The following is a 13,217-nucleotide window of genomic DNA, read 5'->3' on the forward strand; positions in this document are numbered from 1 at the left end:
CCTCATTTTGTTACGGTGATTGAAGATGCTGAAATGCAGTCGGGACATTGCTTTGTCCCTGTGTTTGCCACTGATGGCGATCGCGAGCCTGCAGGCTCAGTCAGAAACGCTTGATGACAGCCTCCTCGAACGTATGGCCCAGTCCGCGCCCCGGCTCGATCCGCAGGTGCTCTCCATGGCAGTCAACGCATCCCGATGCGCGATCGGCAGCGGCGTGGCAATGCCCGAGCGACTCGCCGTCATCGACTTTTCCCTGCCGTCCAGCGAGGAGCGGATGTGGATCTTCGATGTCCGTAGCGGTGATCTTGTGCTCAGAGACCTGGTGGCCCATGGTCGTAAATCCGGCAACTTCCGCTCCACCGCGTTCTCGAATGTCGAGGGCAGTAACATGTCCAGTATCGGTCTGTTTCGCGCCAGTGAGTCCTACTATGGCAAGCACGGGTACTCCTTGCGCCTGGATGGCCTGGAGCCGGGTGTGAATGATCATGCCCGTCAGCGTGCCATTGTGATTCATGGAGCGGACTATGTGAGTGATAGCTGGGTGGATCAGTACGGCCGTATCGGCCGCAGTCTGGGTTGCCCGGCCGTGGATAACCAGATCATTGAAGAGGTGGTCGACAATCTCAAGGGTGGCCAGCTCGTCTTCAAGTATTATCCTGATCAGCAGTGGTTGCAGAGTTCGAGTTTCCTGCATTGTGAGGATACCCAGATGGCTGCCGCCGCCGGCAACGAGGCAGGGCAGAGTTGATCTCCCTGCCTGAAAATTCAACGAATTGCATGGCGTTTGAGCAATCTTCCCGCTCCTGTAAAAAAATTTGAAAAAAGAGGTTGACGGCCGGAGTCTGATCCGTAGAATACGCCTCCGTTGACGGCAATAACCGTTCAGCAATGCGGGAATAGCTCAGTTGGTAGAGCACAACCTTGCCAAGGTTGGGGTCGCGAGTTCGAATCTCGTTTCCCGCTCCAGATTTCGAAACCCGGCTTTGAAAAAAGCCGGGTTTCTTCGTTTCAGGGCCACGGTCAGTCGCAGCGCCCGAACCACCTCTCGGTTATACTCGGCAGCCATACCCAATTCTTCTCAGGACGGGAGGCGCTCAGCATGAGAATCCATTCGCTTTATGTCTATCCGGTGAAATCGCTGGCCGGCATCCAGGTTGATTCCTTTGATATGGATGATTTCGGGCCGGCAGGGGATCGGCGATGGATGATCGTGGATGAAGAGCGTCGTTTCGTTACCCAGCGCAGCTATCCCCAGTTGGCACGGATCCAGGCCCGGTTTTCGGAGGGCCATGTCGAAGTGGATATTCCGGGGGAGGGCGTCTTTCGACTTCAATCAACCGATGAGTCGGTCCCCGTGTTGGTCTGGCGTGACTGGGTAAAGGCCCGGCTGGGAGAATCGGAAGCCAACGAAGCGCTGTCCCGCTTCTGCGGCCAGTCTTTCCGGTTTGTATACATGGCGGATGAGACCTTCCGCCGGGTCGATGCGGATCGGGTCGGTGAATATCGCCGGGTCGGATTTGCAGACGGCTTTCCATTCCTGATAACGAACCTTGCATCGCTGGAAGAACTGAACAGCCGGCTCGAGCAGCCGGTCACAATGCGCCGGTTCCGACCCAATATCGTGGTTGAAGGGGCCGAGCCCTGGGCTGAAGATGGCTGGCGCGAGCTGCAAATCGGCGCCCGCCGGTTTCGGCTGGTAAAGCCCTGTTCCCGCTGTATCATGACCACCGTTGATCCGGATCGGGGTGTAAAAGAACCCTCAGCCCAGCCGCTTCGGACACTCTCAGGGTACCGTCGTACCGGCGAGGGCGTCATCTTTGGCATGAATGCCATTCACGACCAGCCCGGCAGCGTAAGTGTCGGTGACCCTGTAAGCATTATCAAAACGGAGAATACCTGAACGTGCCTTTGTTAACTCTGGATTCGGTTTCCCTTGCCTACGGTATGCACCCTCTGCTCGATCATGCCTCAGTGGTGATCGAAGCCGGTGAGCGTGTGTGCCTGCTGGGTCGTAACGGTGAGGGCAAGTCCACCCTGCTGAAGATCGTCAGTGGCGAAGTCACTCCGGACGGCGGCACCGTGCGCCTGGATGACGGTGCCGTACTGGCGGTGTTACCACAGAACCTGCCGTCTGACGACGCCCGAACCGCCTATGATGTGGTTTCCGGCGCTTTCCCGGAAACCGGGGAGTTGCTGGCCGAATTTCATCGGCTCTCGCAGCAGGCTGACGAAGCCAGCCTGGAGAAAATGACAAAGGTGCAGGAGCGTCTCGAGGCACTGGACGGTTGGCGCCTGGACCAGAAGGTCACCACCATTCTCGGGCAATACGGCATCGATCCTGACCGGCGTCTGAACACGCTTTCCGGGGGCTGGCAGCGCCGTGTACTGTTGGCGCGGGCCCTGGTGGCCGAGCCCGACATCCTGCTCCTGGATGAGCCGACGAACCATCTGGATGTGCCCGCCATTGCATGGCTCGAGGAGGCGTTGTCCCAGTTCCGCGGAGCCATGTTGTTCGTCAGCCATGACCGGGCCTTCATCCGCCGTATGGCAACCCGGATTGTTGAGCTGGATCGCGGCAAGCTGGTCAGCTTTGCGGCGACCTACGATCGCTACCTGGAGCTCAAGGAAAAAGCACTGGAGGAAGAAGAACGCCAGAATGCACTGTTTGACAAGCGGCTCAAACAGGAAGAAGCGTGGATTCGCCAGGGCATCAAGGCGCGCCGGACCCGTAACATGGGGCGCGTGCGGGCACTCAAGGCCATGCGGGAAGAGCACCGTCAGCGCCGGGTTCGGGGTGGAACCGCCAGCTTCGCCGTGGAGCAGGCTGACCGTTCCGGCAAGCTGGTGGTGGAAGCCCGCGACGCTGGATTCGCTTATCCTGATGGCACCAAGGTAATCCGGGACATGGAGCTGACCATCCTCCGGGGTGACAAGATCGGTCTGGTCGGTGAAAACGGCACAGGAAAGACAACCCTGGTACGTTTGCTGCTCGGTGATCTCAAGCCAACAGACGGAACCATCCGTCTCGGCACGAATCTGGAAGTGGCGTATTTCGATCAGTTGCGCGGTGAGCTTGATCTGGAGCGCAACGCCCTGGATAACCTGTCCGAGGGGCGGGAATTCATTGAAATCAACGGCCAGAGCAAGCACGTTTTGGGTTACCTGCAGGAGTTCCTGTTTACTCCGGAGCGGGCAAGGTCTCCGGTTCGCGTGTTCTCCGGTGGCGAACGGGCCCGTCTGCTTCTCGCCAAGCTGTTCAGTAAACCGGCCAATATCCTGGTGCTGGATGAGCCTACGAATGACCTGGATGTGGAAACCCTCGAGCTGCTGGAAGAGCAGTTGGCGGAGTTCAAGGGCACCGTCATCGTAATCAGTCACGACCGTGAATTCCTGGATAACGTGGTTACCGAGACCATCTTCCTGGACGGCACCGGCAAGGTTAGGGAATACGTGGGGGGATACTCGGACTGGCGTCGTCAGGGAGGTCGGTTTCCCTCGGAGCAGGGCGGTAACCGACCAGATAAGCAGGATAAGCAGTCAAAAGCGGTGGAACCGGCCAGTGCGGATTCCGGCAGCGAAAAAGCTTCCGCTGGTCCGGCGGCACCCAGGGCGAAACCCGCCAAGCTAAGTTACAAGCTCAAGCTGGAGCTGGAGCAGCTCCCTGCCAGGATTGAAGCGCTCGAACAGGAGGTGGCTGAGCTGCAGGAAACCATTTCAGGATCCGATTTCTACGCCGGGCCAGCCGAGGAAGTCGCGGCTACCCTGCAGAAACTGACGGAGGCGGAGCAAAGCCTGGAACAGACCATCGAACGCTGGATGGAGCTCGAAGAGCAGGCTGGCCAGTAAATGGAACGAGGGCGGCTGCATCGGCCGCCCTCCCTTTTCAGGCTTCTACGGATCAGTGAATCCGCACCGCCAGAACGTCACATTCGGTGCCGTGGAGGACGCCGTTGGCAGTCGAGCCAAGCAGCAACTGAAAACCTTTGCGTCCGTGGCTGCCGACAATGACCAGGTCCACATCCTGTTCTTTCGCCAGCCGATGGATCTCGGATTCCGGCCGACCCACGGTAACGACCTGGTTCTCTTTCCCTACACCGTATTCATCCCCGTATTTGCCCAGCTGCTCCTTGGCAGCCTTGTCCAGCTGATCCTGAAGCTCGGTCAGGTCCATGGGAATGTCGCCGCCATAGGCATAGCCCACCGGTTCAACAACGTGTACGAGCATCAGTTCGGCGCCATGGGCGCTGCTGATCGCTTTTGCCTTGTTGAGTACCTGCGGAGCTTCTTCCGTCAGGTCAATGGCAACGAGCATCTTTTTGTAGGCGGACATCGCATCACTCCTTCGCATCGGGCTTACATAGGAAATAGTAGTCCAAATCTAACCGAAAGAGTGTAGCGGGAAACTGACAGGTATCAATACAGAGGCAGGAAAAAATGAAGCCTGACGGGGAATTACACCCCGTCAGCGGTCGGTGGTCGATCAGGAAGCGGAATTTTGCAGCAGGTCAATGGTGGTTGCCAGGCTGTTGAGAATGCCCTTTGAGTATCGGTCGATCACAAAGCCGACATTATTCTCGTTGTAGTTGATGTAAGAGCCCCGGATGAACTGCCATTTTGAGCTGATGTCGTCCAGCAGGGTCTTGAGTTCGCCCTGGGCCGGACCTTTCCTGACGGTTGCCAGCAACTGATCGAACTCCATGGCCTGTTCGTCGAGCGAGGTCTCGGTGTCCGAGCCCTGGAAGGTCTGGGTGACGGCTGAGTTGCTCCGCACCGAGTACTTGGCCATCATCTGGGCCATTTTGACCGCGGCCATGCGTGCCGCTTCCAGCCGCGGGTTGGTATCGGTTTCACTGCTTTCCTGGGCGATTGCGTATAGCTCCGTGGCCATGTTGTTCATGGTGAGAGCCTGGTTTGCCATGTCTGAGACCAACCGCAGGTCCGGGTAACCGCGATTGCGCACATCGTTGATGTTGTCCCGCATCAGGGCCTTGAACTTGTCAAACTCCTGGTTGAGAGACTCGAGCTGATCATCGGAGAGCACGCCGGCCGTGCTCTGGCTGAGGTTGTTCATAGCGTCGTTGGCGGAGTTGATGCCGACAACGATTTCATTCAGGGTTTCTGTATCTCCGGTCCCGCTGAAGCGGTAGTAGGCATCCAGGGCCATGTAATTGCTGATTCGGAAGTCGTGCAGATCAGACAGGAAGCTGCCGGAGGTTTCCTGGGCTTTAGCACCCAGGGACGCAATCGCAAGCGCGATCAGGCCGATAGCAAGGGATACAAATCGCAGGCGGGCGTCTTTCATCGGATAACTCTCCGTAATACTGTGTTGTTATTGTCGACCAAAGTCGTACTTCGAAGGTAAATTAACTATTCTGGCCAATCAAGCGCTTTTGCCGACAGGGAAGGCTGCAATTGTGAATTTACACGCCTTCAGCAAGAAACAAATTGACAAACGCTTGGTTTTTTTTCATCGTGTGCCCTCACGATTCAAACGACTGTATGAATTTTTGGATCGGAAGATCGGGCAGTGACCGAAATCTCGCTGCACGGGCGGCCACCGGGAAGGATACGTTCCGGTGGCTGTCAGCAGTTCCAAACACAGACTGGAGATCAGTTGATGATTTACGAAGGTAAAGCCATCACGGTTAAAGAGATCGAAGGCGGGATCGCTCAGTTGGACTTTGACTTGCAGGGCGAGTCAGTCAACAAGTTCAACCGTCTCACCATTGAAGAGCTTGGTGCCGCAGCCGAAGCACTCAAGTCCCAGAAGAATCTGAAGGGCCTGGTAGTCACCAGCTCCAAGGACAGCTTCATTGTCGGTGCGGATATCACCGAGTTCACCGAGCTGTTTGCCGGTTCCGAGGAAGACCTCGTGGCCAACAACCTCAAGGCTAACGAAGTATTCAACGCGATTGAGGACCTGCCGGTCCCGACCGTTACCGCCATCAACGGTATCGCGCTGGGTGGTGGTTTTGAAATGTGTCTGGCAACCGACTACCGGGTTATGGCCCCGAAGGCCAAGGTAGGTCTGCCGGAAGTCAAGCTGGGCATCTTCCCGGGCTTTGGCGGCACCGTGCGTCTGTCCCGTCTGGTTGGCGTGGACAATGCCGTTGAGTGGATTTCCGGTGGTACCGAGAACCGTGCCGATGCCGCTCTGAAGACCGGCGCTGTGGATGCGGTCATTGAGGCTGACAAACTGGTGGATGCTGCTATTGCCATCATCAACCAGTGCAACGAAGGCAAGCTGGACCACATGGCTCGCCGGGAAGAGAAGAAGGGCAAGGTCAAGCTCAACGCCATGGAAAGCATGATGGCGTTCGAGATCTCCAAGGCGTTCGTGGCCGGCAAGGCCGGCAAGAACTACCCGGCGCCGGTGGAAGCCATCAAGACCATGCAGAAGCATGCCAGTCTGACCCGCGACAAGGCGATCGAAGTGGAAGCCAAGGGCTTCGCCAAGATGGCCAAGACCAACGTCGCCGCGTGTCTGGTCGGCCTGTTCCTGAACGACCAGGCCCTGAAGAAGAAGGCCAGTGCCTGGGAGAAGGAAGCCTCTGATGTGAACCTGGCCGCCGTACTTGGCGCCGGTATCATGGGTGGCGGTGTGGCATTCCAGTCCGCACTGAAAGGCACGCCGATCATCATGAAGGACATCAATCAGGACGGCATCAAGCTGGGCCTGAATGAAGCCAAGAAGCTGCTGTCCAAGCGTGTTGCCAAGGGCAAGATGAACGCCGACAAGATGGGCGACGTCCTGAACAACATCACGCCGACCCTGAACTACGGTGATTTCAAGAGCGTAGACCTGGTTGTTGAGGCAGTTGTTGAAAACCCGAAGGTGAAAGATGCGGTTCTGCGCGAGACCGAAGACGCAGTTCGCGAGGACACCATCCTGACCTCCAACACCTCCACCATCTCCATCAACCTTCTGGCCAAGAACCTGAAGCGTCCGGAGAACTTCTGTGGCATGCACTTCTTCAACCCGGTGCACATGATGCCGCTGGTCGAGGTTATCCGTGGCGAGAAGACCAGTGACCGTGCTATCGCGACCACCGTTGCCTATGCCAAGGCCATGGGCAAGACGCCGATCGTGGTCAACGATTGCCCGGGCTTCCTGGTTAACCGTGTTCTGTTCCCGTACTTCGGTGGTTTTGCCGCGCTGGTGCGTGACGGCGCCGATTTCCAGAAGATCGACAAGGTCATGGAGAAGTTCGGCTGGCCCATGGGCCCGGCCTACCTGCTCGACGTAGTAGGCATGGACACCGCCAGGCACGCCAACGAAGTCATGGCAGACGGCTTCCCGGATCGCATGAAGGCCGACTTCAAGTCCGCCATCGACGTGATGTTCGAGAACGACCGTTACGGCCAGAAGAACGACAAGGGCTTCTATCGCTACGAAGAAGACAAAAAGGGCAAGCCGAAGAAGGTTGTCGACGAAGAAACCTACAAGCTCATCGAGCCTGTGGTTAAAGGCAGCAAGGACTTCGACGAGGAAGAAATCATTGCCCGTATGATGATCCCCCTGTGCCTGGAAACCGTTCGCTGCCTGGAAGACAACATTGTTGAAGACCCGGCCGATGCAGATATGGGCCTGATCTACGGTATCGGTTTCCCTCCGTTCCGTGGTGGTGCTCTGCGCTACATCGACGACATGGGTGTCGACAAGTTCGTCGAACTGGCAGACAAGTACGCAGATCTTGGCCCGCTGTACGCGCCGACCGAGAAGCTGCGTGAAATGGCCAAGACCGGCAAGAAGTTCTTTGGCTAACCCTAACGAGATTTCCGAACGGAGAAAGATCTATGAGCCTTAATCCGAGAGACGTTGTCGTCGTCGATTGCGTGCGGACTCCGATGGGTCGTGCCAAAAACGGCTGTTTCCGCAACGTACGTGCCGAGACCCTGTCGGCTGCGCTGATCGAAGCACTGTTTGAGCGCAACCCGAAGCTCGATCCGAAAGAAGTGGAAGATGTGATCTGGGGCTGTGTAAACCAGACCAAGGAGCAGGGCTTTAACGTGGCCCGGCAGATTTCCCTGCTGACCCGTATCCCGCACGAGTCCGCAGCCCAGACCGTGAACCGTCTGTGTGGCTCCGCCATGAGCGCCATTCACACTGCCGCCCAGGCGATCCAGACTGGCAACGGTGACATGTTCATGGTTGGTGGTGTCGAGCACATGGGCCACGTTCCCATGACCGAAGGTTTCGACCACAACCCGGCTGCGTCCAAGTACTCCGCCAAGGCCTCCAACATGATGGGCCTGACTGCGGAAATGCTGGCGAAGATGCACGGTATCACCCGTGAGCAGCAGGATGAGTTCGGTGCCCGTTCCCATCGCCTGGCCCATGAAGCCACCGTTGAAGGCCGCTTCAAGAATGAAATCGTGCCCATCGAAGGCCACGACGAGAACGGCTTTGTGAAGCTGATCGAGGAAGACGAGACCATTCGCCCGGAAACTACGGTTGAATCCCTCGGCCAGCTGCGTCCGGCGTTTGATCCGAAGAACGGTACCGTAACTGCCGGTACTTCTTCCCAGCTGACCGACGGCGCTTCTGCCATGGTGCTGATGTCCGCTGAGCGGGCAGAAGCTCTGGGCCTGACCCCGATTGCCAGGATCCGCAGCATGGCCGTGGCTGGCTGTGATCCCGCAATCATGGGTTATGGCCCCGTGCCGGCCACCAAGAAGGCACTGAAGCGTGCAGGCCTGAAAGTTGAAGATATCGACTTCTGGGAACTGAACGAGGCCTTCGCTGGGCAGTCGCTGCCGGTTCTGAAAGACCTGAAACTGCTGGGTGTTATGGAAGAGAAGGTGAACCTGAACGGCGGCGCGATTGCCCTGGGCCATCCGCTGGGCTGCTCCGGTGCCCGCATCTCCACCACACTGCTGAATGTCATGCAGGCCAAAGGCGGTAAGCTTGGTGTTTCCACCATGTGTATCGGCCTGGGGCAGGGCATTGCCACTGTGTGGGAGCGTATCTGATTCCGGTCACGGAACTGATCGCTCTGTGAACAGGAGGCCCGGCAACTGCCGGGCCTCGCTGTTTGTGAGTTGTGAAAAAAGCCCCCAAGAAAATAAAGAATGGGTTGTCTTGCCAATCTTGACCCTGTAAAACAGTGAGCCTATACAGAATGGCGGCTCCTGCGTGTTTTCTAGCCGCCTGATTTTACAGCGAGTTTACGGTTTGCTGAATATTTGACCGATTTGTCGCCAAGGAAACAGATCTCCGATATGGGTAAAAGTCTCGTAATTGTCGAGTCGCCAGCGAAAGCGAAGACCATCAACAAGTACCTGGGCTCCGACTACATCGTTAAGTCCAGCGTGGGGCACATCCGGGACCTGCCGGTAAGCGGCAGTGGCTCCCAGACCGACCCCAAAGAACGGGCGCGCCAGGCAGCGCTGACCCGCAAGATGAGTCCTGAAGAGAAGGCCGAGCACAAGAAGCGCAAGGCCCGTGAGCAGCTGGTAGCCCGCATGGGGGTCGACCCGGACCACGACTGGCAGGCCCGCTACGAGATCCTTCCCGGCAAGGAAAAGGTGGTCAGTGAACTCAAGCGCCTGGCCAAGTCCGCCGACCACATCTACCTGGCAACGGATTTGGACCGCGAAGGGGAGGCGATTGCCTGGCACTTGCAGGAGACGATTGGCGGCGATTCCGATAAATACCGGCGCGTGGTCTTCAACGAGATCACCAAGCGCGCCATCCAGGAGGCATTCAAGGATCCGGGGAATCTGGACCGGAACCGGGTGAATGCACAGCAGGCCCGCCGGTTCCTGGACCGGGTTGTAGGTTACATGGTGTCGCCGCTGCTATGGGCCAAGATTGCCCGCGGCCTGTCCGCCGGCCGGGTCCAGTCGGTGGCCGTGCGCCTGATCGTCGAGCGGGAGCGGGAAATCCGCAAGTTCATCCCGGAAGAGTTTTGGCAGTTACACGCGGATCTGGCGCCAGAAGGCGCGAAGGATCCGGTGCGCTTCGAGGTGACCCGGTACAACGATCAGCCCTACCGGCCGGTCAATGAAACCCAGAGCAACGAGCACGTTGCGCGCCTGAAGGAAGGTGGCTTCAAGGTCGCCAAGCGGGAAGACAAGCCGACCCGGTCACGCCCGTCTGCTCCCTTTATTACCTCGACGCTGCAGCAGGCGGCAAGTAATCGCATGGGGTTCAGCGTCAAGAAAACCATGATGCTGGCCCAGCGCCTGTACGAGGCGGGTTTCATTACCTACATGCGTACCGACTCCACCAACCTGAGTCAGGACGCGGTCTCCAGTTGCCGGGAGTTCGTCAAGAAGCAGTTCGGGGACAAGTACCTGCCCGAGAAGCCCCGGGTCTATGGCAGCAAGGAAGGCGCCCAGGAGGCCCACGAGGCGATTCGTCCGACCGAGGTGAGCCGTCGTCCGTCCGATATTACCGGTCTGGAAAAAGACGCAGAGAAGCTCTACGACCTGATCTGGCGCCAGTTCATTGCCTGCCAGATGGCCGATGCCGAGTTCCTGAGCACGTCCATCGTGGTGGCGAACGATGGCTATGAGCTCCGCACCCGTGGTCGCATCGTCAAGTTTGACGGCTTCCTCAAGGCTGCCCCCCAGTCCAGCAAGAAAGACGAGGATGTGGCGCTGCCGGATATCCAGGTCAACGAAACCCTGGATCTGAAAAAGCTCGACCCGAGCCAGCATTTCACCAAGCCGGCACCGCGTTACACCGAAGCGAGCCTGGTAAAAGAGCTGGAAAAGCAGGGCATTGGCCGGCCGTCCACCTATGCCTCGATCATCTCCACCATCCAGGATCGCGGTTACGTGCGCCTGCAGAACCGGCGGTTCTACGCGGAAAAAATGGGTGAGATCGTCACCGAACGCTTGTCCGAGTCCTTCCCGAACCTGATGGATTTTGATTTCACCGCCCGCATGGAAGACGAGCTGGACGAGATCGCCGAGGGCGATGAGGACTGGAAACAGGTCCTCAATGATTTCTATGCCCGGTTCCGGCAACAGCTGGAATCCGCGGAAAAAGCCGAAGGCGGCATGCGTGCCAACACCCCCACGGAAACCGATATTCCGTGCCCGTCCTGCGGCCGCAACATGCAGATCCGGGTGGCCAGCACCGGCGTGTTCCTCGGTTGCTCGGGCTATTCACTGCCGCCCAAGGAACGCTGCAAGACCACCATCAACCTGATTCCGGGCGACGAGGTGGTCAGTGCCGACGAGGACGTGGAAGGCGAGGGCGAAACCCGCCTGCTGCGCAAGAAGCGTCGCTGCCCCAAGTGTGGCACCGCCATGGACAGCTACCTGATCGACGAGAAGCGCAAGCTGCACGTGTGTGGTAACAACCCCGACTGTTCCGGTTACGAGGTCGAGGAGGGCACCTTCCGCATCAAGGGCTACGACGGCCCGACCCTGGAGTGCGACAAGTGCGGCTCCGAGATGCAGCTCAAGACCGGCCGCTTCGGCAAATATTTCGGTTGCACCAACCCGGACTGCAAGAACACCCGGAAACTGCTCAAGAACGGCGAGCCGGCACCCCCCAAGATGGACCCGGTTCCCATGCCCGAGCTCCAGTGCCAGAAAGTGGACGACACCTACGTGCTCCGTGACGGCGCCTCCGGCCTGTTCCTGGCGGCCAGCAAGTTCCCCAAAAACCGGGAAACCCGCCCGCCACTGGTGAAGGAAATCAAACCGCACCGCAAGGAAATCGATCCGAAATACGATTACCTCATGGATGCCCCGGAAACCGACCCCGAAGGCAACCCCACGGTGATCCGCTACAGCCGGAAATCGAAAGAGCAGTACGTCATGTCCGAGAAGGATGGCAAAGCCACCGGCTGGTCCGCCTGGTACGTCAACGGCAAATGGCAGCCGCGGGAGAAGGGTAAGTAAACTGCCGGGGAAACTGCCAGGCCGGGGTCTCATGCTCAGGGGTCTGATGAACTCCGTTCATCTGACCCCAACTTAAGGTCTGCTCAGGGGTCTGATGAACTTGTTCATCTGACCCCAACTTAAGGTCAACCCCGGGGTCAGAAGAAAGCTTTCTTCAGACCCCTACTTTCTCAGGGGTCAGATGAAGGCTTTCATCTGACCCCAGTGCCAGGCCATACTCCGGGGTCTGATGAACTCCGTTCATCTGACCCCATCTTCATCAATACCCCGCACTCACCGAAACTTCCTTAACCGCTGAATCAACGAGGAAGTATCCCACCGACTCCCCCCCATCGCCTGAACATCCGCATAAAACTGATCCACCAGCGCCGTCACTGGCAGCGTCGCGTTGATCTTGTTCGCTTCCTCCAGGCAAATCCCCAGATCCTTGCGCATCCAGTCCACCGCAAAGCCATGGTTGAATTCGCCCTCGATCATGGTCCCGGAGCGATTCTCCATCTGCCAGGACTGCGCCGCGCCCTTGGAGATCACATCCACCACCCTGGCCACATCCAGGTTCGCCTGCTCGGCAAAATGCAGCGCCTCTGACAACCCCTGAACCAGGCCGGCGATGGCAATCTGGTTAACCATCTTGGTCTTCTGCCCGCTGCCGGCAGGCCCCATCAGATTGACCGCTCGGCCATAATGGTCCATCACTGGCTTCGCCCTGGCAAAAGCCGCTTCCGGCCCGCCACACATAACGGTCAGTTTGCCGTTCTCCGCCCCCTGCTGGCCGCCGGAAACCGGTGCATCGATAAAGGCCTGATTCCGCTTCGCGGCGGCCGCCGCCAAACGCTCGGCCACGCCCGCCGATGCCGTCGTGTGATCAATCAGGATCGCGCCCTCGGGTGCATTGGCGATGATGCCGTCCTCACCCTCGAACACCTCGATAAGATCCTTGTCCGCACCCACGCAGGTCATCACAAAGTCTGCGCCTTCAACGGCCTCCGCGATCGTCTTGCAGGCGGTTCCCTGGTATTCGCTGGCCCATTGCTCGGCCTTGGCGGACGTCCGGTTCCAGACCCTTACATTCAGGCCGGCTCTGGCCAGGTGCCCGGCCATCGGGTAGCCCATTACACCGAGTCCGATGAAGGTTGCAGTGGTTGTCATAGTGTTCTCCGCGTTCTGTAAGTTATTGATTATTTGGCTTGGTTGAGAGAAAAGTTTTGAATTAATCCAGGCGTGAGGATAGCGCAGATCGAACTGAGTTGGGACCAGGTCACACTGTTACAAAACATAGCACTATGTTGCCAATGGATACCCGTTTTGTTGTGTAACTTTGTTAAGTTTCCGCAAGCTTTTGGTAATAACAAGAA

Annotated in this window: 9 protein-coding genes and 1 tRNA gene; 7 read left to right on the forward strand and 3 right to left on the reverse strand. The window is 58.1% G+C overall.

Annotated features, from left to right (window positions below; all coding sequences use genetic code 11):
- The first annotated feature begins 25 nt into the window (after positions 1–25).
- The 4 genes from ACQUTG_RS06330 to ACQUTG_RS06345 all read left to right on the forward strand — a co-directional run bounded on the left by ACQUTG_RS06330 (position 26) and on the right by ACQUTG_RS06345 (position 3,846).
- Positions 26–748, forward strand: coding sequence for a murein L,D-transpeptidase catalytic domain family protein (locus ACQUTG_RS06330; RefSeq protein ID WP_428918599.1), 723 nt, complete (start codon positions 26–28; stop codon positions 746–748).
- A 142-nt stretch (positions 749–890) separates the two neighbouring features.
- Positions 891–966, forward strand: a tRNA-Gly gene (locus ACQUTG_RS06335).
- Between the two features lie 133 nt (positions 967–1,099).
- Positions 1,100–1,900 carry an MOSC domain-containing protein gene (locus tag ACQUTG_RS06340; protein WP_428918600.1) on the forward strand — a complete coding sequence of 267 codons (801 nt, stop codon included), beginning with the start codon at positions 1,100–1,102 and terminating at the stop codon, positions 1,898–1,900.
- A gap of 2 nt (positions 1,901–1,902) precedes the next feature.
- Positions 1,903–3,846 (forward strand): ATP-binding cassette domain-containing protein, encoded by a 1,944-nt coding sequence (locus ACQUTG_RS06345; RefSeq protein ID WP_428918601.1) that lies wholly within the window; start codon positions 1,903–1,905, stop codon positions 3,844–3,846.
- A 52-nt stretch (positions 3,847–3,898) separates the two neighbouring features.
- Here ACQUTG_RS06345 and ACQUTG_RS06350 read toward each other — a convergent pair whose 3' ends face one another.
- Together ACQUTG_RS06350 and ACQUTG_RS06355 are read right to left on the reverse strand one after the other, a co-directional pair.
- On the reverse strand, positions 3,899–4,330 hold the full coding sequence (locus tag ACQUTG_RS06350; RefSeq protein WP_428918602.1) for a universal stress protein: 432 nt from the start codon (positions 4,328–4,330) through the stop codon (positions 3,899–3,901).
- Between the two features lie 150 nt (positions 4,331–4,480).
- On the reverse strand, positions 4,481–5,302 hold the full coding sequence (locus ACQUTG_RS06355; protein WP_428918603.1) for a hypothetical protein: 822 nt from the start codon (positions 5,300–5,302) through the stop codon (positions 4,481–4,483).
- Positions 5,303–5,617: 315 nt separating this feature from the next.
- Between ACQUTG_RS06355 and fadB the strand changes: the two genes are divergently transcribed.
- The 3 genes from fadB to topA all read left to right on the forward strand — a co-directional run bounded on the left by fadB (position 5,618) and on the right by topA (position 11,862).
- On the forward strand, positions 5,618–7,765 hold the full coding sequence (fadB, locus tag ACQUTG_RS06360; RefSeq protein WP_428918604.1) for a fatty acid oxidation complex subunit alpha FadB: 2,148 nt from the start codon (positions 5,618–5,620) through the stop codon (positions 7,763–7,765).
- A gap of 32 nt (positions 7,766–7,797) precedes the next feature.
- Positions 7,798–8,973, forward strand: a complete 1,176-nt coding sequence (gene fadA, locus ACQUTG_RS06365) for an acetyl-CoA C-acyltransferase FadA (RefSeq protein WP_428918605.1) — start codon at positions 7,798–7,800, stop codon at positions 8,971–8,973.
- Positions 8,974–9,222: 249 nt separating this feature from the next.
- Positions 9,223–11,862, forward strand: a complete 2,640-nt coding sequence (gene topA, locus ACQUTG_RS06370; protein ID WP_428918606.1) for a type I DNA topoisomerase — start codon at positions 9,223–9,225, stop codon at positions 11,860–11,862.
- A gap of 273 nt (positions 11,863–12,135) precedes the next feature.
- Here topA and ACQUTG_RS06375 read toward each other — a convergent pair whose 3' ends face one another.
- The gene (locus ACQUTG_RS06375; protein ID WP_428918607.1) at positions 12,136–13,011 is read right to left on the reverse strand and encodes an NAD(P)-dependent oxidoreductase; all 876 of its coding nucleotides are present in this window, start codon (positions 13,009–13,011) and stop codon (positions 12,136–12,138) included.
- Positions 13,012–13,217 lie beyond the last annotated feature (206 nt).

It is taken from the genome of Marinobacter sp. DUT-1 (assembly GCF_050379415.1).
Lineage (GTDB): Bacteria > Pseudomonadota > Gammaproteobacteria > Pseudomonadales > Oleiphilaceae > Marinobacter.

Coding starts and splice junctions, on each gene's coding strand:
- topA (WP_428918606.1), top strand. CDS start 9,223: ATGGGTAAAAGTCTCGTAATTGTCGAGTCGCCAGCGAAAGCGAAGACC.
- ACQUTG_RS06330 (WP_428918599.1), top strand. CDS start 26: ATGCTGAAATGCAGTCGGGACATTGCTTTGTCCCTGTGTTTGCCACTG.
- ACQUTG_RS06355 (WP_428918603.1), bottom strand. CDS start 5,302: ATGAAAGACGCCCGCCTGCGATTTGTATCCCTTGCTATCGGCCTGATC.
- ACQUTG_RS06340 (WP_428918600.1), top strand. CDS start 1,100: ATGAGAATCCATTCGCTTTATGTCTATCCGGTGAAATCGCTGGCCGGC.
- ACQUTG_RS06375 (WP_428918607.1), bottom strand. CDS start 13,011: ATGACAACCACTGCAACCTTCATCGGACTCGGTGTAATGGGCTACCCG.
- ACQUTG_RS06350 (WP_428918602.1), bottom strand. CDS start 4,330: ATGTCCGCCTACAAAAAGATGCTCGTTGCCATTGACCTGACGGAAGAA.
- fadB (WP_428918604.1), top strand. CDS start 5,618: ATGATTTACGAAGGTAAAGCCATCACGGTTAAAGAGATCGAAGGCGGG.
- fadA (WP_428918605.1), top strand. CDS start 7,798: ATGAGCCTTAATCCGAGAGACGTTGTCGTCGTCGATTGCGTGCGGACT.